Below are 23,442 nucleotides of genomic sequence, written 5' to 3' on the forward strand. Positions count from 1 at the left end.
CGGGCGCATGGCCGCTCAGTCGACGCGTCGGAAGATCAGGTCCCAGACGCCGTGACCGAGCTTCTCGCCGCGCGCCTCGAACTTGGTCAGCGGGCGGAACTCGGGGCGCGGCACGTAGGGGGCCGTCTCGGGCTCGGCGGTGTTGGCGAAGCCCGGGGCCGCCTGCATCACCTCGGCCATCCACTCGGCGTAGGCCTCCCAGTCGGTGGCCATGTGCAGGGTGCCGCCGGGCTTGAGGCGGCCGCGCACCAGCTCGACGAAGGTCGGCTGCACGATGCGCCGCTTGTGGTGCTTCTTCTTCGGCCAGGGGTCGGGGAAGAACAGCTGCAGGGTGTCGAGGCTCGCCTCGGGCAGGCACTGCTCGAGGACGGCCAGGGCATCCTCGCGATAGACCCGCAGGTTCGTCAGGCCACGCTTGTCGGCCTCGTCGAGCAGCTTGCCGACGCCGGGCGCATGGACCTCGATGCCGATGAAGTCGGTCTCCGGGTGGCGCTCGGCCTGCTCGACCAGCGAGGCACCCATGCCGAAGCCGATCTCCAGCACCACCGGGGCGCGACGCCCGAACAGCGTCGCGAGGTCCTGGCGGCCATCGTCCAGGGTCAGCCCCAGGCGCGGCCAGACCTCCTCGAGCCCGCGGGTCTGGGCCTGGGTCATGCGCCCGGCACGCAGCACGTAGCTCTTGATGCCGCGGCGATGCAGCGGGGCCTCGGGCCCCTCGGGGCCGGTCGTCTTGTCGTCGTGTCGCGGGTCGCTCATGGGCTGGGAAGAACTCGTTGGCAACGGTGATTCGGGGCCGACATTGTAGCCGCTAAGGGCGCCGCCGGGTACGGTAGGCGGTCATCCACGGCAAGGAGATGCGCGCATGCAGGACAGAGGCTGGTGGGTCGGGGCGGCCCTCTCCGGCGCCCTGGTGGTCGCGGCCGGCGCCTTCGGCGCCCACGCCCTGGAAGGGGCGCTTGCGCCGCGCCTGGCGGCCGCCTTCGAGACCGGCGTGCGCTACCAGGCCTGGCATACCCTGGCGCTGCTCGCCGTACTGGCCTGGCGGGCCGCGACGCCGCTGGCCGGCCAGCGCCTGGCGCTGGGCCTGTGGGCGGCCGGCATGGCGCTCTTCTCAGGCTCGCTCTACGCCCTGGCGCTGACCGGTATCGGCCGCCTGGGCATGGTCACCCCGCTCGGCGGCGTGCTGCTGATCGCCGGCTGGCTGGCCCTGGCGGCGGCGGTGGCGCGGGCCCGCCCCGGCTGATCAGTCGCCGTCGGGCAGCGCGTAGGTGGCGGTGACCAGCGCCACCGGCCGCTCGTCGCCCGCCGAGAAGAGCTGCACCTCGCCCACCGCCAGGCGCCTGCCCAGCTTGAGGATGCGGGCGTTGGCGATGAGGTCGCGGTCGCCCCGGGGGCGGCGCAGGAAGCGACAGTGCAGGTCGCTGGTCACGGCCATGGGTTCGGGTCCGACCTGGGCGAGGATCGCCACGTAGAGGCAGACGTCGGCGAGCCCCATCAGGGTGGGCCCGGAGACGCTGGCGCCGGGGCGCAGGTGCTCGTCCTCAATGGCCAGGCTCATGGTGGCGCGCATCTCCCCGACCCCCTCGATCGTCCCGGTACGCTGGGGAAAGACCTCGTCGAGGAAGTCCTCGATGGCGGCGGCGGTCATCACGGTCATGGTGCGTCTCCCGACGATAGGGGTGTAAGGGAGCCCTTCACGATAGCGAAGCCCGCCCGCGATCGACAGTCGCCGAAGGTCCGGCGACTCAACGCCCGGCGCACGCGACGACGCCCCCGCGGCAGGACCGCGGGGGCGTCGTCGGATCGGGCCCCATGGGGCCCGCGGCGGGGGCAGTCGGCCTTACTTGGCCTTGTGCACCGCGCGCCAGTGGTGCAGGAGCGGCTCGGTGTAGCCGGCGGGCTGCTCGCAGCCCTTGAAGATCAGGTCGCTGGCGGCCTGGAAGGCGGTGGAGGCGGCGAAGTCGTCGCTCATCGCCGTGTAGGTCGGATCGCCGGCGTTCTGCTGGTCGACCACCTTGGCCATGCGCTCCAGGGTCTCCTGGACGCGAGCCGCATCGACCACGCCGTGGCGCAGCCAGTTGGCGATGTGCTGGCTGGAGATCCGCAGGGTGGCGCGATCCTCCATCAGGCCCACGTCGTGGATGTCCGGCACCTTGGAGCAGCCCACGCCGTGCTCGACCCAGCGCACCACGTAGCCGAGGATGCCCTGGCAGTTGTTGTCGAGCTCCTGCTGGATCTCCTCGTCGCGCCATTCGGGCGTCTCGGCGACCGGGATGGTGAGCAGGTCATCCAGCAGCTTTTCATGAAGGGCAGGCTCGCCCTGGCCTTCCATCTCGCGCTGCAGGGCCGCCACGTCCACCTGGTGGTAGTGCAGGGCGTGCAGGGTCGCGGCGGTCGGGGACGGCACCCAGGCGGTGTTGGCCCCGGCCTTTGGGTGGCCGATCTTCTGCTCGAGCATCGCCGCCATCAGGTCCGGCATGGCCCACATGCCCTTGCCGATCTGGGCGCGGCCGCGCAGGCCGCAGGCCAGGCCAACCTGGACGTTGTTCTTCTCGTAGGCCTGGATCCAGGCGGAGCCCTTCATGTCGCCCTTGCGGATCATCGGGCCGGCTTCCATGGCGGTGTGCATCTCGTCGCCGGTGCGGTCGAGGAAGCCGGTGTTGATGAACACCACCCGCGACGGCGCCTCGTTGATGCACGCCTTGAGGTTGGCCGAGGTGCGGCGCTCCTCGTCCATGATGCCCATCTTCAGGGTGTCGCGGGCCATGCCGAGCAGATCCTCGATGCGCCCGAACAGGGCGTTGGCGAAGGCGACCTCCTTCGGCCCGTGCATCTTCGGCTTGACGATGTACATGGAGCCGGTGCGCGAGTTGCGCGGCTCGCCCTCGCCCTTCTTGAGGTCGTGCAGGGCGATCAGCGCGGTGACGATGCCGTCGAGGATGCCCTCGGGCAGCTCATTGCCCTCGGCATCGAGCACCGCCGGGGTGGTCATCAGGTGGCCGACGTTGCGCACAAACATCAGCGAGCGGCCGGGCAGGGTCACGCTGCCGCCGTCGACGCCCTGCCAGGTACGGTCGCCCTTGAGGCGGCGGGTGATGGTCTTGCCGCCCTTCTCGACCTGCTCCTCCAGGTCGCCCTTCATCAGCCCCAGCCAGCTTGAGTAGACGCCGACTTTGTCCTCGGCGTCCACCGCGGCCACGGAGTCCTCGCAGTCCATGATGGTGCTGAGGGCGGCCTCGACGACCACGTCCTTGACGCCGGCCGGATCGGTCTTGCCGATGGCGTCGTTCGGATCGATCTGGATCTCCAGGTGCAGGCCGTGATGGACCAGCAGCAGCGCGGAGGGCGCGGCGGCCTCGCCGTCGAAGCCCACCAGCTGGCCGGCATCCGCCAGGCCGGTCTCGGCGCCGCCCTTCAGGGCGACGACCAGCTGGCCGTCGCGCAGGGCATAGCCCTCGGCATCGGCGTGGGAGCCGCTGGCCAGCGGTGCGGCGCGGTCGAGCACGTCGCGGGCATAGGCGATGACCTTCTCGGCGCGCTTCGGGTTGAAGCTCGTGCCCTTCTCGGCCCCGTCGTCCTCGGCGATGGCATCGGTGCCGTAGAGGGCGTCGTAGAGGCTGCCCCAGCGCGCGTTGGCGGCGTTCAGGGCGTAGCGGGCGTTATTGACCGGCACCACCAGCTGCGGGCCGGCCTGGGTGGTGATCTCGTCGTCGACGTTGGCGGTGGTCACGCTGACCTCGGCCGGGGCCTCGACGAGGTAGCCGATCTCCTGGAGGAAGGCGCGGTAGGCGGCCATGTCGCGGACCGGGCCGGGGTTCTCGCGGTGCCAGGCGTCGAGCTTCTCCTGCAGGCGGTCGCGCTCGGCGAGCAGCTCGCGGTTCTGGGGGACCAGATCGTGGAAGAGGGCGTCGACCCCGCTCCAGAAGGCGTCGGGGTCGACGCCGGTGCCCGGCAGGGCCCGTTCGTTGATGAAGCGGTCCAGCTCGGCGGCCACCTGGAGACGGTGGCGAGCAATGCGTTGGGTCATGGGTCGTACTCCTCGTGCTTGGCTGCTCGGTGCCCCCTGGCACCGACCGGCCGGACAGGGAAAGATGACTGCGTGGCATCGATTTTGTGGAAATTACTTCCACATGTAAAGCCGTTGCCGCCCCGATGGGCCGGAAGCTAGACCAAATGATGAGATCCGGTGCGCCCGATCGACGACGCCGGCCGCCACGGTCGCTGGTCGCGCCTGCGGCTTGGCGCTAGCATGAACGGGCATTGCGGAGAAACCGATGAGCGACTTCACCCCCCTGCAGGCCCTGGGCCCCCTCGCCCCCGCCGACCTCTCCGGTCCGGCGCTCGAGCGCTACCTGGGCCACTACGGCCTGGCGCCCCTGCTCGCCGAGCGGGTGGGCCTCTACGTGGGCTACCTGCAGGCCGGCGACTTCCGCCTCTGGACCCAGGTCTGGAGCCCCGAGGCGCCCATCGGCACCGCCTTCGTCGTGCACGGCTACTTCGACCACCTCGGCCTCTACCGCCACCTGCTGGAGTGCCTGCTCGACCGGGGCTGGCGAGTGGTGCTCTGGGACCTGCCGGGCCACGGCCTCTCCAGCGGCCGCCGCGCCTCCATCGACGACTTCGAGGACTACGGCCGCTGCCTGCACCACCTGCAGCAGCACCTGGCGGATGAGGGGCTCGCGCCCCGCCCCTGGCTCGGCGTCGGGCAGAGCACCGGGGCGGCGATTCTCGCCACCGACGCCCTGACCCGCGGCGACGACGGCCACTGGTCGGGCCTGGCGCTGCTGGCCCCGCTGGTGCGCCCCTGGGGCTGGAACCAGTCGAGCTGGCTGCACCGCCTGGTGGGCCCCTTCGTGGAGTCGATCCCGCGCAAGTTCCGCGCCAACTCGACGGACGCCGCGTTCGCCGACTTCCTGCGCGAGGGCGACCCCCTGCAGGCCGACCGCCTGGCGATGGACTGGGTCGGCGCCATGCGCCGCTGGATGCCGCGGCTGCTGGCGCTGCCGCCGAGCCCGGTACCGACGCTGATCCTGCAGGGCGAGCAGGACCTGACCGTGGACTGGGAGTGGAACCTCTCGGTGCTGGCGCGCAAGTTCCCCCGGGCCGAGATTCACCGCCATCCGGAGGCCCGCCACCACCTGGTCAACGAGGCCGAGCCGATCCGCCGCGAGCTCTTCACGGTGCTCGACCGCTTCGTCACGACGCTGACCGCGACCGACGACCCGTTCGACCGGGACGCCGCGCCATGAGGCGGCTGTCGCTCCTGGTGATGATGGCCTGGCTGCTGGCCGGCTGCGCCGGCGCCCCCGAGCGGCCGACCAGCGTGCGTCAGGCCCTGTTCGGCCTGAGCGAGCGCGCCGCCGACGCGGTCACGGCGACCCCGCCCCTGCCGAAGCCGGCGGTCGATGAGGTGCTGCTGCTGGCTCGGCCCGAGGTCGACCCGCGCCTGGGGCTCGACGAGGGACGCCTGCTCGAGAGCCTGACCCGCGCCCTGCTGGCGGTCGACGACGGCCCCCAGGTGCTGGCCTGGCGGCCGGCCATGGCCGAGGGCGGCCACGACAACCAGTGGCGCCTGGAGGCCCGCCTGCGCCCCGCCGGCCCCCGACTGCGCCTCTCGGACCGTGACCTGCTGCCCTACCGCCTGAGCCTGACGCTTCACCACCTCGGAGGCACCGCGCCCCCCTGGCAGACCGAGATCGAGGGCGCGCTGGACGCCACGGCGCTCTGATCGCGCCCCCTCGCATCAACCCTTGAGCAGCCGATCGAGCTGCCGATAGCCGATCGCCTCGATCAGCTGGTCGCGCCCCGGGCGCGCCTCCCCGGCCAGGTCGGCCAGGGTCAGGGCCACGCGCAGCACCCGGTGGTAGGCCCGCGCCGAGAGCCTGAGGCGCTCCAGCACGCCGGCGAGCCAGGCCCGATCGGTGGCCACGAGGCCACAGGCCGCCTCCAGGTCGCGCCCGGCCAGCCGGGCGTTGAGTCCCCCGCGGGCCGCCTGCCGCGCCCGCGCCGCCAGCACCCGCTCGCGCACCGTCGCCGAGGCCTCGCCCGGTTCCCGGGAGGTCAGCTGCTCCGGCGCCAGCGCCGGCACCTCCACCTGGAGGTCGATGCGATCGAGCAGCGGGCCGGAGAGCCGCGACTGGTAGCGCTGGATCTGCGCCGCCGTGCAGTGGCAGGCGCGTCGCGGATCGCCCAGGTGTCCGCAGGGACAGGGGTTCATCGCCGCGACCAGCTGGAAACCGGCGGGAAAACGGCGCTCGTGGCTGGCCCGGGCGATATGGATCTGCCCGGACTCCATGGGCTCGCGCATCACCTCCAGCACGTGGCGGGAGAACTCCGGCAGCTCATCGAGGAACAGCACGCCTCGGTGGGCCAGGGAGATCTCGCCGGGCCGCGGCCTCGAGCCACCGCCGACCAGGGCCACGGCGCTGGCGGTATGGTGCGGGGCGCGGAAGGGGCGTACGCCCCACTCGGCGGCGTGGGGCAGGCCGCTGACCGAGCGGATCGCCGCCACCTCCAGGGCCTCCTGCTCGGTGAGCGGCGGCAGGATGCCCGGCAGCCGGCTGGCCAGCATGGTCTTGCCGGTGCCGGGCGGCCCGGCAAACAGGAGGTTGTGGCCGCCGGCCGCGGCCACCTCCAAGGCGCGGCGCGCCTGGTGCTGGCCGCGCACGTCGGCGAGGTCGGGAGGCGGCGTCGCGGCCGGGGCGGGACCGGACGCACGATGCGGGAGCAGCGGCGCCTGGCCGAGCAGGTGGGCCACCACCTCGAGCAGGTGGTCGGCGGGCAGCACCTCCAGGTCGCCGGCCAGGGCCGCCTCGTCGGCGTTGGCCCGAGGCACGATCAGGCGGCGTCGCGCCTGGCGCGTGGCCATGGCCATCGGCAGCATGCCGGCGACGGGGCGCAGACGGCCGTCCAGGGCCAGCTCGCCCGCGCACTCGACCCCGTCGAGGGCCTCCGGAGGCACCTGGCCCGAGGCCACCAGCAGCCCCAGGGCGATGGGCAGGTCGAAGCGACCGCCCTCCTTGGGCAGGTCGGCAGGGGCGAGGTTGAGGGTGATGCGCCGCAGGGGAAAGTCGAAGCCGGCGTTGATCAGGGCGCTGCGCACCCGCTCGCGGCTCTCCTTCACCGCGGCCTCCGGCAGCCCCACCAGGGTGATGCCGGGCAGCCCGTTGGCCAGGTGCACCTCGACCAGCACCTCGGGGGCCTCGAGGCCGAGGCCCGCCCGGGTGTGGATGATTGCCAGCGTCATGCGCGATCCCTCGCTGCCTGCCTGCCCTCAGGCTAGACCAGGCCGACGAGGGGCGCTCGACGCCAGGCGAGGATCAGCGGGGAGAGTCGCCGGCGTCTTCCTCGGGGCGCGGCTCGTCGTTGCCCGCCGCGGGGGCGCCCGTCTCGGGACCGGACTCGGACGGGGCGGCGGCGCCCTGCGCCTCCGAGGACGCGTCGGCCGCCTTTGCGGCATCGCCGTCCAGCGCCTCCTCCAGCGCCGCCACCTGCTGCTCCAGCGCCTCGACCCGCGACCGGGTTCGCTGCATCACGTCCATCAGGATGTCGAAGTCCTCCCGGGACACCAGCTCCAGGCGATCGAAGGCGCCCTTGACCACCTGCTGGATGCCCTTCTGCACCTCTTCCGGGGCCTGGGATGCCCCCTGCAGCCGGTCGCCGATCTGCTGGGCCAGGCGGCTGATGCGATCGTGGCTCACCATGGTGTCTCTCCTGAATCGTGGATCAATGCCTGGCCAAAGGATACGCAAGCCACTGGCGGGGCGCATCATCCGTCACCGCCCACTCATGGTGCACATGCCCCAGGACATGGCACCAGAAGAGTGCGCACTCACCGCGCGCCCCGCGCCCCGCGCTCGAAGCGGCACCGGCGTCACTCCTCAATGCACTGATTTAACAAAGCAATTGCGAGGAGTGGCACGTTTTGCGCAGCAGCAAGACAGCCACTTCTCGGGAGGCATGACGCCGCCCACCTTTAACGCAGGGGAGATCCGTCATGAAGCTGATCACCGCCATCATCAAGCCCTTCAAACTCGACGACGTGCGCGAGGCGCTCGCCGACAACGGCGTACAGGGCATCACCGTCACCGAGGTCAAGGGCTTCGGCCGCCAGAAGGGCCACACCGAGCTCTATCGGGGCGCCGAGTACGTCGTCGACTTCCTGCCCAAGGTCAAGGTCGAGGTCGCCGTCGACGACGGGCGCCTCGAGACCGTGCTGGACGCCATCTGCAGCGCGGCCAACAGCGGCAAGATCGGCGACGGCAAGGTCTTCGTCACGCCGCTGGAGGACGTGATCCGCATCCGCACCGGCGAGCGCGGTGCCGACGCGGTCTGACCGCCCCTCCCTTCCCTTCCCGACGTGGAGAGACACCCATGAGTGAACTTCCCGAACTGAGCTACGCGCTCGACACCTTCTACTTCCTGATCTGCGGCGTGCTGGTGATGTGGATGGCCGCCGGCTTCGCGATGCTCGAGGCCGGCCTGGTGCGCTCCAAGAACACCGCCGAGATCCTGACCAAGAACATCGCCCTGTTCGCGGTCGCCTGCACCATGTACCTGCTGGTCGGCTACTACATCATGTATTCGAGCAGCGGCGGCGGCATCCTGCCGAACCTGGGCTTCCTGATCGGCAGCGAGAACACCCTGGACGCCATCACCGGCGGGGGTGACGACGCGCCCTACTACTCCATGCGCTCCGACTTCTTCTTCCAGGTGGTGTTCGTGGCGACCGCCATGTCCATCGTCTCCGGCGCCGTGGCCGAGCGCATGAAGCTGTGGGCCTTCCTGGCCTTCGCCGTGGTCATGACCGGCTTCATCTATCCGGTCTCCGGCTACTGGACCTGGGGCGGCGGCTGGCTCTCCGAGGTCGGCTACTCCGACTACGCCGGTTCCGGCATCGTGCACATGGCCGGTGCGGCCGCGGCGCTGGCCGGCGTGATCGTGCTCGGTCCGCGCAAGGGCAAGTACGGCAAGGACGGCTCCATCTACGCCATCCCTGGCGCCAACCTGCCGCTGGCCACCATCGGTACCTTCATCCTGTGGATGGGCTGGTTCGGCTTCAACGGCGGCTCCGAGCTGAAGATGTCCGACGCGGCCTCCGCCAACAACGTGGCCCAGGTGTTCGTGAACACCAACGCGGCCGCCGCCGGCGGCGTGATCGCCGCGCTGATCCTGGCCAAGCTGTGGTTCCGCAAGGCCGACCTGACCATGTCCCTGAACGGCGCCCTGGCGGGCCTGGTGGCCATCACCGCCGATCCGCTCTCGCCCAGCGCCCTGGGGGCCGCCTTCATCGGCGCCGTGGGTGGCCTGCTGGTAGTCACCGCCATCGTGACCCTGGACAAGCTGAAGCTGGACGACCCGGTGGGTGCCATCTCCGTGCACGGCGTGGTGGGCATCTGGGGCGTGCTGGCGGTGCCGCTGACCAACGCCGACGCCGGCTTCGGCGCGCAGCTGATCGGCATCCTCGGCATCTTCGCCTGGGTGTTCGTGGCCAGCCTCGTCGTCTGGCTCATCCTCAAGGCCGTGATGGGGATCCGCGTTACCGAGGAGGAGGAGTACGAAGGGGTCGACCTGACCGAGTGCGGCATGGAGGCCTACCCCGAGTTCGGCGCCTCCAAGTCGTGAGACGCCTCCCGCGTGAGCCCATGCGCACGTCCTGGCCCCCTTCGGGGGGCTTTTTCATTCCTCTCCCGCCGGGTGTATGCTCTGGCACAATGCACACGGCACGGGTGGCGGCACTCGCCACCGACCCACGGACACGACGAGGATCAAGACCATGAAACTGGTGACCGCCATCATCAAGCCGTTCAAGCTCGACGACGTACGGGAGTCGCTCTCCGAGATCGGCGTCCAGGGCATCACCGTGACCGAGGTCAAGGGCTTCGGGCGCCAGAAGGGCCACACCGAGCTCTATCGCGGCGCCGAATACGTGGTCGACTTTCTGCCCAAGGTGAAGCTCGAGGTCGCCGTGGACGACGACATGGCCGAGAAGGTGATCGACGCCATCACCCAGGTGGCCAACACCGGCAAGATCGGCGACGGCAAGATCTTCGTCACCGCCCTGGAGCAGGTGATCCGCATCCGCACCGGCGAGACCGGCAAGGACGCCGTCTAGGCGTGTAACCCCGGCAGGTGGTTCACAGACAACGAAAAGGGCCCGCGACAGTGTCGCGGGCCCTTGAATTCGTGGCGCGCCCGGCAGGATTCGAACCTGCGACCCTCGGCTTCGGAGGCCGATACTCTATCCAACTGAGCTACGGGCGCTCGCCCTGGCGATAGGTGCCAGGCGGGCGCTATCCTACCCGCCCGCCGGGGCGCTGTCCAGCCGCCATCCCGAGCGGGCCCGCTCCCGCCGTGTACCGGGGGGATTTTCCAGGCGTTGGCGATGCCGGTATACTGGCGCCCACTAAATATGCGCGCCGTGGCGTCCACCGGCTGACGTGATGCCGAGCGTGATTCCGATGACAGGACCGTCGAGAGGTGGTGAGAGTGAAATCCAGCAAGCTGATCATGGGGTGCCTGGCCACCCTGGGCCTGAGCGCAGGCATGGCCGTGGCACAGGACGACGCGGCGCACGACGCCATCGCGGAACGCCTGAAGCCGGTGGGTGAGCTCTGCCTGCAGGGCGAGGACTGCGGTACCGCCATGGCCGCCGCCAGCGGCGATAGCGGCGCTTCCTCCGGTGGCGCCATCGACGGGGCCGGCATCTACAACAACGTCTGCATGGCCTGCCACGAGACCGGCGCCGCCGGCGCACCGGTGCGCGGCGACGAGGCCGCCTGGAGCGAGCGCACCGGCAAGGGCTTCGAGACCCTGGTGAGCCACGCCATCAACGGCTTCAACGCCATGCCCGCCAAGGGCGGTAACCCGAGCCTCTCCGACGCGGAAGTCGAGGCCGCGGTCGCCCACCTGGTCGAGCCGGTGATGGACGTGCCCGCCCAGGAGAGCGGCGGCGACACGGCCTCGGCCAGCGCCGAGGGCGAGGCGAGCGCCGGTGCCGAGGCCGCCACGGCCGGCATCGACGGCGAGGCGATCTACAACTCCGTGTGCATGGCCTGCCACGACACCGGTGCCGCCGGCGCGCCGATGAAGGGCGACGCCGAGGCCTGGGCGGCGCGCCTGGAGAAGGGCACCGAGACCCTCTACGACCACGCCATCAACGGCTTCAACGCCATGCCCGCCAAAGGCGGCAACCCGAGCCTCTCCGATGCCGAGGTCCAGGCGGCGGTCGATCACCTGATCGGCTCCGTGCAGTAAGCCTGCGGTCACGTCACGACGAGCGGGGCGCCCTTGGGCGCCCCGCTTGCGTTTGGCGACGCCATCCGGCCTCAGCTCAGCAGCGAGCGAATCCCCGCCAGGGCGTCCTGGCCCCGGGCCTGCTTCTTCTCCGGGTCCTCGCGGTCGGCGCGCCCCTCCCACTCGAGATCGCCCTCCGGCAGCTCGTCGAGGAAACGGCTCGGCGTGCAGTCCATGAGTTCGCCGTAGGCCTTGCGCTGGCGCGCCAGGGTCAGGGTCAGGGTACGCCGCGCCCGGGTGATGCCCACGTAGGCCAGGCGCCGCTCCTCCTCCACCGTGCCCGCCTCCACGGCGTTGCGGTGGGGCAGCAGCTCCTCCTCCAGGCCCATCAGGTAGACGTGGGGGAACTCCAGCCCCTTGGAGGCGTGCATGGTCAGAAGCTGCACCCGGTCGGAGTCGTCCTCCTCGGCCTGCTGCTCGAGGATATCGCGCAGCACCAGCCGGGAGATCGCCGACTCCACGTCGTCGGTCTCGGTCTCGGTGCTGGCCGCGTCCTCGGGGTCGCGGTTCATGGACTTCTCGAGCTGATCGATCAGGGTCCAGACGTTGGCCATGCGCCGCTCGGCGATGGTCGGCGCGCTGGCGTTCTGGTAGAGCCAGGCCTCGTAGTCCATCTCGTGCAGCATGCCACGGATCGCCTCGAGGGCGTCGCCCTGGTCCATGCGCCGGCGCACCCCGTCGATGAAGTGGGTGAAGCGCGCGAGGCGTTCCATCGCGCGCTCCGGCAGCTGCTGGGCGAGGCCCAGCTCGTGGCAGGCGGCGAACAGCGAGATCGAGCGCCCGGAGGCCTGGTCGTTGGCGTAGTTGGCGAGCTTCTCCAGGGTGCTCGGGCCGATCTCGCGGCGCGGCACGTTGACGATGCGCAGGAAGGCGTTGTCGTCGGCCGGGTTGATCAGCAGGCGCAGGTAGGCCATGGCGTCCTTGATCTCGTTGCGCGAGAAGAAGGAGGTGCCACCGGAGAGCTTGTAGGGGATCTGGTAGTGCTGCAGCTTGAGCTCCAGCAGTCGGGCCTGGAAGTTGCCGCGGTAGAGCACCGCGAAGTCGCGCCAGTCGGCGGACTCCTTGATGCGCCGGGTGAGGATCTCGCTGGCCACCCGCTCGGCCTCGGCCTCCTCGTGGCGGTTGACCACCACGCGGATCGCCGCCCCCTCGCCCATCTCCGACCACAGGGTCTTGTCGTAGACATGGGGGTTGTTGGCGATCAGGGTGTTGGCGGCGCGCAGGATAGTGCCGGTGGAGCGGTAGTTCTGCTCGAGCTTGATCACCTTGAGGCGCGGGAAGTCCTCGCCCAGGGTCACCAGGTTCTCGGGGCGCGCGCCGCGCCAGGCGTAGATCGACTGGTCGTCGTCGCCGACTACCGTGAAGGTCGCCCGCTCGCCCATCAGCAGCCGCACCAGCAGGTACTGGCTGATGTTGGTGTCCTGGTACTCGTCCACCAGCATGTAGTGGATCTTGCGCCGCCAACGGGCCAGCGCCTCGGGGTCGTCGCGCAGCAGCACCACCGGCAGCAGGATCAGGTCGTCGAAGTCCACGGCGTTGTAGGCCTTGAGGTGGCGCACGTAGGCCTCGTAGACCCGGGCGGCGTACTGGGCGTCGTCGTCCTCGGCATGGGAGAGCGCCTGGCCGGGCAGCAGCAGGTCGTTCTTCCACTGGGAGATCTGCTGCTGCACGGCGTTGATCTGGTCGGCGTCGACCTGGGCGTCCTTGTTCATCAGGTCGCGCAGCAGCGCCTTGGCGTCCTCGGGGTCGAAGAGCGAGAAGCCCGGCCGGTAGCCGAGCGCCTTGAGCTCGCTGCGGATGATGTTGAGCCCCAGGGTGTGGAAGGTGGAGACGGTGAGGCCGTGCCCCTCCTTGCCCTTGAGCATGCTGCCCACCCGCTCCTTCATCTCCCGGGCGGCCTTGTTGGTGAAGGTCACCGCGGCGATGCGCCGGGCGCTCATGCCGCACTCCTGCACCAGGTAGGCGATCTTGGTGGTGATCACGCTGGTCTTGCCCGACCCCGCCCCGGCGAGCACCAGGCAGGGGCCGTCGATGTAGCGCACGGCCTCCTGCTGGCGGGGGTTGAGGCCGGCGACCCGGCTCTGGATGGAGGGGGTCATCGTGGGCTCCTCCCGGTGGCATGGGGATCGGTGGCCTCAGGAGAGCCGGCCTCCGGATGGCCGGCTCCCGGAAGCCCGGCGCCGACGAACGCGAGCTGGCGCCAGGCCTCGAAGACCACCACCGCGCAGGCGTTGGAGAGATTGAGGCTGCGGCTCTCGGGCAGCATGGGGATGCGCAGGCGCTGCCCCTCGGGCAGGGCGTCGAGCATGGCCTGGGGCAGGCCACGGGTCTCGGGGCCGAACACCAGGGCGTCGCCCTCGCGATAGCCGGGCTCGTGATAGCCGGTGCGCCCGCGGGTCGAGACGGCGAAGACCCGCTCAGGCGCCACGGCGGCGAGGAAGGCGGCCCAGTCCGCGTGCACCCTCACCCGGGCCCACTCGTGGTAGTCGAGCCCGGCGCGGCGCAGGCGCTTGTCGTCCAGCGCGAAGCCCAGCGGCTCGATCAGGTGGAGCCGGAAGCCGGTGTTGGCGCAGAGCCGGATCAGGTTGCCGGTATTGGGCGGAATCTCGGGCTGGTAGAGCACCACGTCAAGCATCAGCGACTCCTGATGGGAAGGGCGTACAACGCGCTCGGGCCCCGTGCGGGGCCCGAGACAGGATGACCTGGAGCGCCGCGCCGCCGGGCCTCAGTCGCCCGACACGCCGTAGCGGTCGCGGTAGGCGCGGATCGCCTCGGCGTGGCCGCGGAGTTCCTCGCCGGCATGGCGCTCGAGGTACTCGAGCACCAGGTCCAGGGTGACGATGCTGACCACCGGCATGCCGTAGGTGGCCTCGACCTCCTGGATGGCACTGCGCGGGTCGTGCTCGTCGCGGCCGCGCTCCTGGCGATCCAGGGCGATCACCACGCCCGCCGCCCGGGCGCCCGCGTCGTCGATCAGGCCCATCACCTCACGGATCGCGGTGCCGGCGGTGATCACGTCGTCGATGATCAGGATGCGCCCGGAAAGCGAAGCGCCGACGATGTTACCGCCCTCGCCGTGGGCCTTGGCCTCCTTGCGGTTGAAGGCGTAGGGCAGGTCGCGGTCGTGGTGATCGGCCAGCGCGACGGCGGTGGTCGCGGCCAGCGGGATGCCCTTGTAGGCGGGCCCGAAGAGCACGTCGATCTCGAGCTCGCTGTCGGCGATGGCCTGGGCGTAGAAGCGGCCCAGCTCGGCCAGGGCGCGGCCGGTGCGGAACAGGCCGGCGTTGAAGAAATAGGGGCTGACGCGGCCGGACTTCAGGGTGAACTCGCCGAAGCGCAGTACACCCTGTTCGATGGCGAACTCGATGAATGCCTGCTGGTAGGGTTGCAGGGACGATGCAGTGCGCGGGTCCGCCACGGAGCCTCCTATCACGTTTATCGACTGACGCCATTTACCCAAACGTCGAAACGTCGGGTATCATACACGCGCGACGCAAAAGGGACCACGTATGAAAATCGCCACCATCAATGTCAACGGCATCCGCGAAGCGGTCGGGCGGGGCTTCCTCGACTGGCTGGCCAACCAGGATGCCGACGTCGTCTGCGTGCAGAACCTCAAGGCCAAGAGCTTCGAGCTGGACGACAGCATCCTCTATCCGGAGGGCTACGAGGGCTACTTCCTGGATGCGGAGGAGGACGGCTTCTCCGGGGTCGGCCTCTACTGCCGCCAGATCCCCAAGGCCATCATGTACGGCCTGGGCTTCCCCCAGTGCGACCACGAGGCGCGTTTCCTGCAGGCGGACTACGACCGCTTCAGCATCGCCAGCTTCCTGATGCCCGACGGCAGCGACTACGCCGCCAAGGAGGCCTTCATGGCCCAGTATCAGGAGTACCTGTCGAAGATGGCCCGCAAGCGCCGCGAGTACATCATCTGCGGCACCTGGCACATCGCCCACAAGACCATCGACCTCGAGAACTGGGCCGACAACCAGACCACCCCCGGCTTCAAGCCCGAGGAGCGTGCCTGGATGGACCAGGTCTTCGGCCCGACCGGCTTCATCGACACCTTCCGCGAGATCAACCGCGACGCCGGCGAGTACACCTGGTGGCCGAAGCTCGACCAGGACGAGCCGCGCTCCCGCCAGGAGGGCTGGCGCATCGACTACCAGATCGTCGGGCCGAACTTCCGCCGCCACGTGGTGGACGCCTGGATCGACTACGACGCGACCTTCTCGGAGTTCGCGCCGCTGATCGTCGAGTACGACCTGACGCTCTGAGCCTCCTCCCTTCGTCGCCGTTCCGGCCCGTCCGGAACGCAACGCGCCGGCCCGAGGGCCGGCGCGTTGCGTTGTGGGAGAGGCCTGTCGTCGGCTCCCCTCGAACCGAGGAAGCCGTTCAGCCGCGGATGCCCAGCGCCTCGCGCTGGTGGGCGAACAGCTCAGCGCCGGCCTTCTCGGCCAGGTCGAGCATGGCATTGAGCTCGGCGCGGCTGAAGGTGCCGGCCTCGGCGGTGCCCTGCACCTCGATCAGCTCGCCGCCCTCGGCCAGCACCACGTTCATGTCGGTGTCGGCGCTCGAGTCCTCGGGATAGTCCAGGTCGACCACCGGCAGGCCCTTGTAGAGCCCCACCGAGATCGAACCGACCAGCTGGTGGAAGGGGTCGCCCTTGATCAGCTTCTCGCGCTGCAGGTAGCGGATGGCGTCGATCAGCGCCACGCAGCCGCCGGTGATGGAGGCGGTGCGGGTGCCGCCGTCGGCCTGGATGACGTCGCAGTCGACGGTGATGGTGTACTCGCCCAGCTTCTTGAGGTTCACCGCCGCCCGCAGCGAGCGGCCGATCAGCCGCTGGATCTCGAGCGTGCGCCCCCCCTGCTTGCCGCGGGTCGCCTCGCGGCCGCCCCGGGTGTGGGTGGCGCGGGGCAGCATGCCGTATTCGGCGGTCACCCAGCCCTGCTTCTTGCCGCGCAACCAGCGCGGCACCCCGGCCTCGACGCTGGCGTTGCACAGCACCTTGGTGTCGCCGAACTCCACCAGCACCGAGCCCTCGGCGTGGCGGGTGTAGTCGCGGGTCAGGCGGATGTCGCGGGACTGGTCGGCGGCGCGTCCGCTGGGACGCCGGATCTCCGAGGTCATGGCAGCTCTCTTGAATCGGGGAAGAGGACGGGAAGCACCCGTGGAATGGCGGCCATTCTACACGCTCTGCCCTGCACGGTGTGGCCGGGGAATCGGGTACACTGCGGACCCTACTCCACCACGCGTCACCGGGAGGCCCCATGGTCCAGAGCATGACCGCCTTTTCACGCCAGGAGCACGACGGCGAGGCCGGCCACCTGCAGCTCGAGCTGCGTTCGGTCAACCAGCGCTACCTGGAGCCCCACTTCCGCCTGCCCGAGGCGCTGCGCGACCTGGAGCCGGCCTTCCGCGAGGCGCTGCGCACGCGCCTGGCCCGCGGCAAGGTCGAGTGCACCCTGCGCTTCGAGCCGGGCGGCGACGAGGTCGCGCCGAGCGTCGACCAGGCGCGCCTGGCGACCCTGGCCGCCACCCTGGAGGAGGTGCGCCAGCGCGTCCCCGATGCCGCCATGCCCGACGCCCTGCGCCTGCTCGACCATCCGGGCGTGCTCGAACGGCGTGATCCCGACCTGGCGGCCGTCAAGCGCGAGGCCCTGGCGCTCTTCCAGGACGGCCTGGACGACCTGATCGCCGGCCGCGCCCGGGAAGGCGAGAAGCTCGCCGCGCTGATCCGCGAGCGCCTCGCGGCGGTCGACGCCCAGGTGGCCGAGGTGCGCAGGCTGATGCCCCGGATCCTCGAGCGCCAGCGGGCCCAGCTGCTGGAGCGGCTCGCCAGCGTGCGCGCCGAGCTCGACCCCCAGCGCCTCGAGGCGGAGCTCGCGCTGCTCGCCCAGAAGGCCGACGTCGACGAGGAGCTCGACCGCCTCGCCACCCACGTCGCCGAGGTGGCACGCCAGCTCGGTCAGCCCGGCCCGGTGGGGCGCCGCCTGGACTTCCTGATGCAGGAGCTCAATCGCGAGGCCAACACCCTGTCGTCGAAGTCGGTGGTCGCCGAGACCACCCGCTGTGCGGTCGAGCTCAAGGTGCTGATCGAGCAGATGCGCGAGCAGATCCAGAACATCGAGTAGCGACGCGCCGGGCGCCGTGACAGACCGGGCCGAAGCTCCCTCGTGGGGCTTCAGGCCGGGCGCTTGCGTTCGAGCGCTCGCCTCCGCCGCGTCAACCACAGCAGGCTCGCAAGCGAGGTGGCCGCCAGTAGCGCCACCCCGGCGGCGAATCCCATGCCGGCCGGCGCCAGGCCGAAGGCGCGGATCGCCAGCCCGATGCCCACCACCGGGATCGACAGGGCGATATAGGCGACGATGAAGAAGGTCGCGGCGACGCCGCCGCGCTGGTCGGCGGGACTGGCCTGGACGACGGCGCCCAGGCCGGCGCGAAAGGCCATGCCCTGGCCGGTACCCGCCACGAGCGCCCCGAGCAGGAAGACGGCCAACGCCCCGATCCCGATGCCGACGCCCACCAGCGAGGCGCCGAGAATCACCCCGAGGCAGCCGAGCGGCAGCCGCCAGGGCGGAGCGAAGCGCTCCTGCAGGCGCTGGCCGAGGGTCGAGGCGAAGAAGACCGAGCCGGCCACCAGGCCGCTGAGCGCCAGGCTGTCATGGCCGAGCACGCCGATCATGAAGGCCGGCGCCGTGGCGGTGAAGAAGCCCAGCAGGGCGAAGCCGGCAAAGCCGGCGATGGCCGCGGGGAAGAAGCGCGCGCGAACCTCGTTCGGCACCTGCAGCCGCTGCAGGCTGAGTCTCGGCCGCGCCGGCCGGGTCACGGTCTCCGGCACCGAGAGGATCACCCCCGCCGCCAGCGCGGCCAGCGCCAGATGCAGCCCATAGGCCAGGCGCAGCGGCCAGGGCAGGACGTCGGCCAGCAGGCCGCCCACGACGGGCCCCAGTCCCAACCCACCCATGTTGACCGCGGTGGCGAGAAAGGCCGCCCGCCGCGACCAGGCCTTTGGCGCCAGTTCCATCACCGCCACCGTGGCGGTCGCCGTGAAGATGCCGGCGGAGACCCCGGAGACGAAGCGCGCGACCAGCAGGCTCGCCAGGCCGTCACTCAACAGGAAAATCACATCGCTGATCACCGCCGCCGCCAGCCCGGCCAGGAGCATCGGGCGACGCCCGAGCTGATCCGACCAGCGCCCGGTCACCACCAGGGCGCCCATCACGCCCAGCGCATAGACGGCGAAGATCACCGTGATGGTCAGCGGCGAGAAGTCGAAGCGCGCCTGGTAGACCGGGTAGAGCGGCGTGGGCAGGGTGGTGCCCAGCATGGTGATCAGGAACGCCAGCGCCACTCCCAGGAAGGGCAGTGGCGATGCCGGCACGGCACGCTCGTCGGGCGTCGTCATCGGGTCCTCCCAGGGCCCCATCGGGCCGTCATGGCCTCAGCCGAAGGCCAGGGTGGCGCGCTCCCGGGCCAGGGCGACCAGGAAGATCAGAAGGCCCACGAGCGCCATGGCCATGCCCACCAGGCCGGTGGCCGACCAGCCGAGGCCGACGGTCACCGCCATGCCGCCCAGCCAGGCCCCGAGGCCATTGGCGATGTTGAAGGCGGCGTGGTTGAGGGTCGCGGCCATGGTCTGGGCATCACCGGCCACGTCCATCAGCCGGGTCTGCAGCGGCGGCACCAGGGCGCCACAGGTACCCACCAGGCCCACGAACAGCAGCCCGCTCCAGATCTGGTCGGCGGCCAGGAAGAAGCCCAGCTGCACCAGCACCGCCCACACCAGGGCGCCGCCGATGGCCAGGCGCTGGTTGGCGTCGGCCAGCCGGCCCCCGGCGAGATTGCCGATCACCGACCCGACGCCGAAGGTCGCCAGCACCAGCGGCCCCAGGGCCTCGGGCATGCCGGCCTGGTGGGTCAGGGTCGGCATCGCATAGCTGAAGACGCTGAACATGCCGGCGAAGCCGATGCAGGCCACGGCCAGGGTATAGAGCACCCGCGGCTTGGTGATCGCCGAGAGCTCCGAGCGCAGCGAGGCGCCATCGTTGGGCGGCTGCACCGGCACCCACAGCCGCACCAGCAGCGCGGTGGCGAGCCCCAGGGCGCCCACCAGCACGAAGGCGGCCTTCCAGCCCGCAAGCCCGCCGATCCAGGTGGCCAGCGGCGCCCCGGCGAGGATCGCCAGGGTCAGGCCGACCAGCACCCGGCCGACCGCCCGCCCGCGCTCGTGGGGCTCGGCGACGTTGGCGGCCACCAGTGCGGCCACGCCGAGGTAGACCCCGTGGGGCAGGCCGGCCAGGAAGCGCAGGGCGACGAAGCCGTGGAAGGAGGGCGCCAGCAGGGTCAGCAGGTTGCTGGCGGCGAACAGCACCATCAGGCCGATCAGCAGTCGACGACGGGGGATGCGCGCGCCGATCGCCGAGATCAGCGGGGCGCCGACCACCACCCCCAGCGCATAGGCGCTGATGGCCAGCCCCACGTCCTGGATCGCGATGCCGTAGTCGGCGGCAATTCGCTGCATCAGCCCCATGATCACGAATTCGGTGGTGCCGATGGCGAAGCCCCCCAGCGCCAGGGCCGTCTCGGCCAGGCGGGGATTCGATCGGGGACGATAAGGGTCCGTTGGCATGCCGCGCTCCCAGAAACAGTGACGGCGCCGACGTCGAGCGGCGCGCAAGGGGGCAACATTATTCCAGAAGATGGCGCGGCCTGCGTCCCCGACCGCGACACGGGGCATCAGAGCGGCCAGCGCGCGCTCGCGATCGGCTCCCCCGGCGGCTACAGACGCGACGCCATTGTATGCGATACTGCGCCTTTTCCATCGCCGCCCAGGCCTCACCCCATCGTCAGAGACCCTCGCTCATGGCTCAAGGTACGCTCTTCATCGTTTCCGCTCCCTCCGGCGCCGGCAAGACCAGCCTGGTGCGCGAACTGATCGAAAGCCTCGACGGCATCCAGGTCTCGGTCTCGCACACCACCCGCGAGCGGCGCGAGGGAGAGGTCGACGGCGTCAACTACCACTTCGTGGACGTGCCGACCTTCGAGGCGATGGTCGAGCAGGGCGATTTCTTCGAGTACGCCCGGGTCTTCGACAACTACTATGGCACCTCGCGCAGCGCCGTGCAGGCGATGCTCGCCGCCGGCCAGGACGTGATCCTGGAGATCGACTGGCAGGGCGCCCGCCAGGTGCGAGCGCAGCTCCCCGACGCCGTCTCGGTGTTCATCCTGCCCCCCTCCCGGGAGGAGCTGGAGCGCCGCCTCGCCGGCCGCGGCACCGACGAACACGCGGTGATCGCCCGACGCATGCGCGACGCGGTGGATGAGATGTCCCACCATGACGAGTACGACTACCTGGTGATCAACGACGACTTCACCACGGCCCTGCGCGAGCTGCAGTCGCTGGTGATCGCGCGTCGCCTGACCCTCGAGCGGGTCAGCGAGCACCACGCCCCGCTGCTGGCGGCCCTGCTGGACTGAGCCCCCGCCCCACCGAGGCGCCTCCGGGCCCCGCCCGAGGCGCTTGTCAGGGCAAGCGGGCGTCGAGTAATCTATCCGGTCTACCTGTCGGTGGATGTCCCGGGGCGCGTCAGCGCTGCCCGGGAATTGCCCGTCGGTTCCCCATTCTTACATTTCAGGAAGGCATCCATGGCACGTGTCACCGTCGAAGACTGTCTCGAAAACGTCGAAAACCGCTTCAAGCTGGTGATGATCTCCACTCACCGTGCCCGCCAGCTGGCCCGCGGCTCCCGCGACGCCCTGCTGCCCTGGGAGAACGACAAGCCCACCGTGATGGCGCTGCGCGAGATCGCCGCCGGCAAGGTCGACGCCAGCGTGCTCGACGAGCCGGTCGAGGCCGCGCCGGTACGCGTGCGCCCCGAGTTCGAGCCGGGCAGCCACCCCGAGGAGTGATCCCGCTCCCGTCGACGCCTCCTCCGGGGCCATCACGCAACCTTCAGGGCGCGCCGCATGTTCACCATCGATGACCTGGCCGACCGACTCGGCGGCTACCTTCCCCAGGACGAGATCCAGCAGGTCAGGCGTGCCTTCTACTATGCCGAACAGGCCCACGACGGCCAGCGGCGCCGCTCCGGCGAGCCCTATGTGACCCACCCCCTGGCGGTCGCCAACATCCTCGCCAACATGCACATGGACCACCAGAGCCTGATGGCCGCCATGCTGCACGACGTGATCGAGGACACCGGCGTCGCCAAGCCGGCCCTGGCCCAGCAGTTCGGCGAGCCGGTGGCCGAGCTGGTCGACGGCGTCTCCAAGCTGACCCAGATCACCTTCGAGGACAAGGCGGTCGCCCAGGCGGAGAACTTCCAGAAGATGGTGCTGGCGATGTCCCGGGACATCCGGGTGATCATCGTCAAGCTCGCCGACCGGCTCCACAACATGCGTACCCTCGGCGCCCTACGCCCCGAGAAGAAGCGCCGCATCGCCCGCGAGACCCTGGAGATCTACGCCCGCATCGCCAGCCGGCTGGGCATCAACACCATCCGCGTCGAGCTCGAGGACCTCTCCTTCCAGGCCCTCTACCCGATGCGCGCCGAGCGCATCAAGCGCGCCGTCTCCAGCGCCCGGGGCCATCGCCGCTCGACGATCCGCCAGCTGCAGACCAGCCTGCAGCAGAGCCTCGATGACGAGGGGCTGACCGGCACGGTGATCGGCCGCCAGAAGCACCTGCTGTCGATCTATCGCAAGATGCGCGACCAGCGGAAGTCCTTCGCCGAGATCATGGACGTGTTCGGCTTTCGCATCATCACCGAGGACGTCGACAGCTGCTATCGCATCCTCGGCGTGGTGCACAACCTCTACAAGCCGGTGCCGGGGCGCTTCAAGGACTACATCGCCATCCCCAAGGCCAACGGCTACCAGAGCCTGCACACCACCCTGTTCGGCCGCGGCGGCATGCCCATCGAGGTGCAGATCCGTACCCGCGAGATGGAGGCCCTGGCCAACAACGGCGTCGCCGCGCACTGGCTCTACAAGGCCGGCCAGACCGACCACCCCATCGCCCAGGGCAGCCACGCCCGGGCCCGGGCCTGGGTCAGGGGGCTGCTCGAGATGCAGCGCCATGCCGGGGACTCGCTGGAGTTCATCGAACACGTCAAGAACGACCTCTTCCCCGACGATATCTACGTGTTCACGCCCAAGGGCGACATCATGGAGCTACCCCAGGGCGCCACGGTGATAGACTTCGCCTACAGCGTGCACACCGACATCGGCAACAGCTGCATCGCCTGCCGCATCGATCGCCACCTGGCCCCGCTCTCCACCCGGCTCGAGAGCGGCCAGACCCTGGAGATCATCACCGCCCCCGGCGCGCGCCCCAACCTGGCCTGGCTCAACTTCGTGATCACCGCCAAGGCGCGCTCGGCGATTCGCCACGCCCTCAAGCACCAGCAGCAGGCCGAGGCGGTCCAGCTGGGTCGCCGCCTGCTCAACAAGGCCCTGGCCCCCTTCGAGACCAGCCTCGAGGAGCTGCCCGAGGGCGTGCTCGCGCGCCTGCTCGAGGAGCACTCGCTGAGTAGCGAGGCACCGCTGCTGGAGTCGATCGGGCTCGGCTCCCGGGTCGCCCACGCGGTCGCTCGCCGGCTGGTCGCCCTGATGCAGGGCGAGCCCGACGCCTCCGGCGCCGCGGCCGCGGCGCCGGAGGCGCCCCACCAGCCGATCCTGATCAGCGGGGCCGAGGGCATGGTGATCAAGTTCGCCCGCTGCTGCCGGCCGCTGCCCGGCGACCCGGTGATCGGCCACCTCTCGGTGGGCAAGGGCCTCGTCGTGCACCGCGCCGAGTGCCGTAACCTGGGCGACCTGAAGGACGACCCCGACAAGCTGTTCGCCCTAGAGTGGTCCGCCGACATCGACGAGGACTTCCCCGCCGCCCTGCGCCTGGAGATGGCGAGCCGTCGCGGGCTGGTGGCAGAGCTCGCCGCCCTGATCACCGATGCGGGCGCCAACATCGAGCGCATCGACATCGAGGAGCGCGACGCGCGGCTGTCGATCGTCAACCTGATCCTGTCGGTGCGCAACCGCGTGCACCTGGCGCGCATCATCAAGCGCCTGCGCAACCTGTCCCACGTGGGCCGCATCACCCGACTCGGCAACTGATCCCGCCACGCCCCACCCGTCGCCGACGGC

At 70.4% G+C, this 23,442-nt stretch carries 23 protein-coding genes and 1 tRNA gene; 12 read left to right on the plus strand and 12 right to left on the minus strand.

All coding sequences use genetic code 11. The features are described from left to right. Window positions 1–15: 15 nt before the first annotated feature. Window positions 16–756, minus strand: a complete 741-nt coding sequence (gene trmB / locus FIU83_RS16975) for a tRNA (guanosine(46)-N7)-methyltransferase TrmB (RefSeq protein ID WP_152485111.1) — start codon at window positions 754–756, stop codon at window positions 16–18. A 106-nt stretch (window positions 757–862) separates the two neighbouring features. On the opposite strand from trmB, the gene FIU83_RS16980 reads away from it, so the two are divergent. Next, complete coding sequence (locus FIU83_RS16980; RefSeq protein ID WP_152485112.1) at window positions 863–1,243, plus strand: DUF423 domain-containing protein; 381 nt, start codon at window positions 863–865, stop codon at window positions 1,241–1,243. On the opposite strand, the gene FIU83_RS16985 is transcribed toward FIU83_RS16980, so the two are convergent. Together FIU83_RS16985 and FIU83_RS16990 are read right to left on the minus strand one after the other, a co-directional pair. After that, on the minus strand, window positions 1,244–1,657 hold the full coding sequence (locus tag FIU83_RS16985) for a PaaI family thioesterase (RefSeq protein WP_152485113.1): 414 nt from the start codon (window positions 1,655–1,657) through the stop codon (window positions 1,244–1,246). Between the two features lie 183 nt (window positions 1,658–1,840). Continuing rightward, window positions 1,841–4,027: a malate synthase G gene (locus tag FIU83_RS16990; RefSeq protein WP_152485114.1), complete on the minus strand. Its 2,187-nt coding sequence runs from the start codon at window positions 4,025–4,027 to the stop codon at window positions 1,841–1,843. A 247-nt stretch (window positions 4,028–4,274) separates the two neighbouring features. Here FIU83_RS16990 and FIU83_RS16995 point away from each other — a divergent pair, with 247 nt between their 5' ends. Both FIU83_RS16995 and FIU83_RS17000 read left to right on the plus strand, forming a co-directional pair. Then, window positions 4,275–5,249: an alpha/beta hydrolase gene (locus FIU83_RS16995; protein ID WP_152485115.1), complete on the plus strand. Its 975-nt coding sequence runs from the start codon at window positions 4,275–4,277 to the stop codon at window positions 5,247–5,249. Next, a complete protein-coding gene (locus FIU83_RS17000; RefSeq protein WP_152485116.1) occupies window positions 5,246–5,728 on the plus strand; it encodes a hypothetical protein in 483 nt (160 codons plus the stop codon). Before FIU83_RS16995 ends, FIU83_RS17000 begins: the two co-directional genes overlap by 4 nt. 15 nt (window positions 5,729–5,743) lie before the next feature. On the opposite strand, the gene FIU83_RS17005 is transcribed toward FIU83_RS17000, so the two are convergent. Both FIU83_RS17005 and FIU83_RS17010 read right to left on the minus strand, forming a co-directional pair. Next, on the minus strand, window positions 5,744–7,246 hold the full coding sequence (locus tag FIU83_RS17005; protein ID WP_152485117.1) for a YifB family Mg chelatase-like AAA ATPase: 1,503 nt from the start codon (window positions 7,244–7,246) through the stop codon (window positions 5,744–5,746). A 73-nt stretch (window positions 7,247–7,319) separates the two neighbouring features. Beyond that, window positions 7,320–7,703 carry an accessory factor UbiK family protein gene (locus FIU83_RS17010; RefSeq protein ID WP_152485118.1) on the minus strand — a complete coding sequence of 128 codons (384 nt, stop codon included), beginning with the start codon at window positions 7,701–7,703 and terminating at the stop codon, window positions 7,320–7,322. A gap of 293 nt (window positions 7,704–7,996) precedes the next feature. On the opposite strand from FIU83_RS17010, the gene FIU83_RS17015 reads away from it, so the two are divergent. From FIU83_RS17015 to glnK, 3 genes are all read left to right on the plus strand, one after another. Then, on the plus strand, window positions 7,997–8,335 hold the full coding sequence (locus tag FIU83_RS17015) for a P-II family nitrogen regulator (RefSeq protein ID WP_089847715.1): 339 nt from the start codon (window positions 7,997–7,999) through the stop codon (window positions 8,333–8,335). Window positions 8,336–8,373: 38 nt separating this feature from the next. Continuing rightward, a complete protein-coding gene (locus FIU83_RS17020; protein ID WP_152485119.1) occupies window positions 8,374–9,624 on the plus strand; it encodes an ammonium transporter in 1,251 nt (416 codons plus the stop codon). Window positions 9,625–9,775: 151 nt separating this feature from the next. After that, window positions 9,776–10,114: a P-II family nitrogen regulator gene (glnK, locus tag FIU83_RS17025; protein WP_071943503.1), complete on the plus strand. Its 339-nt coding sequence runs from the start codon at window positions 9,776–9,778 to the stop codon at window positions 10,112–10,114. A 72-nt stretch (window positions 10,115–10,186) separates the two neighbouring features. On the opposite strand, the gene FIU83_RS17030 is transcribed toward glnK, so the two are convergent. After that, a tRNA-Arg gene (locus FIU83_RS17030) sits at window positions 10,187–10,263 on the minus strand. 225 nt (window positions 10,264–10,488) lie between these two features. Here FIU83_RS17030 and FIU83_RS17035 point away from each other — a divergent pair. After that, entirely contained in the window at window positions 10,489–11,256 is a 768-nt protein-coding gene (locus tag FIU83_RS17035) for a cytochrome c5 family protein (protein ID WP_253939504.1), read from the plus strand. A gap of 71 nt (window positions 11,257–11,327) precedes the next feature. Here FIU83_RS17035 and rep read toward each other — a convergent pair whose 3' ends face one another. From rep to pyrE, 3 genes are all read right to left on the minus strand, one after another. Beyond that, window positions 11,328–13,394: a DNA helicase Rep gene (gene rep / locus FIU83_RS17040; RefSeq protein ID WP_152485120.1), complete on the minus strand. Its 2,067-nt coding sequence runs from the start codon at window positions 13,392–13,394 to the stop codon at window positions 11,328–11,330. Then, window positions 13,391–13,930 carry a tRNA (uridine(34)/cytosine(34)/5-carboxymethylaminomethyluridine(34)-2'-O)-methyltransferase TrmL gene (trmL, locus tag FIU83_RS17045; protein WP_152485121.1) on the minus strand — a complete coding sequence of 180 codons (540 nt, stop codon included), beginning with the start codon at window positions 13,928–13,930 and terminating at the stop codon, window positions 13,391–13,393. Before trmL ends, rep begins: the two co-directional genes overlap by 4 nt. A 90-nt stretch (window positions 13,931–14,020) precedes the next feature. Next, the gene (pyrE, locus tag FIU83_RS17050; RefSeq protein WP_152485122.1) at window positions 14,021–14,713 is read right to left on the minus strand and encodes an orotate phosphoribosyltransferase; all 693 of its coding nucleotides are present in this window, start codon (window positions 14,711–14,713) and stop codon (window positions 14,021–14,023) included. A 91-nt stretch (window positions 14,714–14,804) separates the two neighbouring features. Here pyrE and FIU83_RS17055 point away from each other — a divergent pair, with 91 nt between their 5' ends. Then, window positions 14,805–15,572: an exodeoxyribonuclease III gene (locus FIU83_RS17055; protein ID WP_152485123.1), complete on the plus strand. Its 768-nt coding sequence runs from the start codon at window positions 14,805–14,807 to the stop codon at window positions 15,570–15,572. A gap of 118 nt (window positions 15,573–15,690) precedes the next feature. Here FIU83_RS17055 and rph read toward each other — a convergent pair whose 3' ends face one another. Continuing rightward, complete coding sequence (rph, locus tag FIU83_RS17060) at window positions 15,691–16,428, minus strand: ribonuclease PH (RefSeq protein ID WP_152485124.1); 738 nt, start codon at window positions 16,426–16,428, stop codon at window positions 15,691–15,693. 140 nt (window positions 16,429–16,568) lie between these two features. Between rph and FIU83_RS17065 the strand changes: the two genes are divergently transcribed. Further along, window positions 16,569–17,432: a YicC/YloC family endoribonuclease gene (locus FIU83_RS17065; RefSeq protein ID WP_152485125.1), complete on the plus strand. Its 864-nt coding sequence runs from the start codon at window positions 16,569–16,571 to the stop codon at window positions 17,430–17,432. A 50-nt stretch (window positions 17,433–17,482) separates the two neighbouring features. On the opposite strand, the gene FIU83_RS17070 is transcribed toward FIU83_RS17065, so the two are convergent. Both FIU83_RS17070 and FIU83_RS17075 read right to left on the minus strand, forming a co-directional pair. Then, window positions 17,483–18,706, minus strand: coding sequence for an MFS transporter (locus tag FIU83_RS17070; protein ID WP_152485126.1), 1,224 nt, complete (start codon window positions 18,704–18,706; stop codon window positions 17,483–17,485). A 36-nt stretch (window positions 18,707–18,742) separates the two neighbouring features. Beyond that, a complete protein-coding gene (locus FIU83_RS17075) occupies window positions 18,743–19,930 on the minus strand; it encodes an MFS transporter (RefSeq protein ID WP_152485127.1) in 1,188 nt (395 codons plus the stop codon). 233 nt (window positions 19,931–20,163) lie between these two features. Between FIU83_RS17075 and gmk the strand changes: the two genes are divergently transcribed. The 3 genes from gmk to FIU83_RS17090 all read left to right on the plus strand — a co-directional run bounded on the left by gmk (window position 20,164) and on the right by FIU83_RS17090 (window position 23,412). Beyond that, window positions 20,164–20,778, plus strand: coding sequence for a guanylate kinase (gmk, locus tag FIU83_RS17080; protein ID WP_108446245.1), 615 nt, complete (start codon window positions 20,164–20,166; stop codon window positions 20,776–20,778). 168 nt (window positions 20,779–20,946) lie between these two features. Continuing rightward, on the plus strand, window positions 20,947–21,210 hold the full coding sequence (rpoZ, locus tag FIU83_RS17085; protein ID WP_108446244.1) for a DNA-directed RNA polymerase subunit omega: 264 nt from the start codon (window positions 20,947–20,949) through the stop codon (window positions 21,208–21,210). 57 nt (window positions 21,211–21,267) lie between these two features. Beyond that, window positions 21,268–23,412: a bifunctional (p)ppGpp synthetase/guanosine-3',5'-bis(diphosphate) 3'-pyrophosphohydrolase gene (locus FIU83_RS17090; RefSeq protein ID WP_152485128.1), complete on the plus strand. Its 2,145-nt coding sequence runs from the start codon at window positions 21,268–21,270 to the stop codon at window positions 23,410–23,412. Window positions 23,413–23,442 lie beyond the last annotated feature (30 nt).

It is taken from the genome of Halomonas sp. THAF5a (genome assembly GCF_009363755.1).
GTDB lineage: Bacteria > Pseudomonadota > Gammaproteobacteria > Pseudomonadales > Halomonadaceae > Halomonas.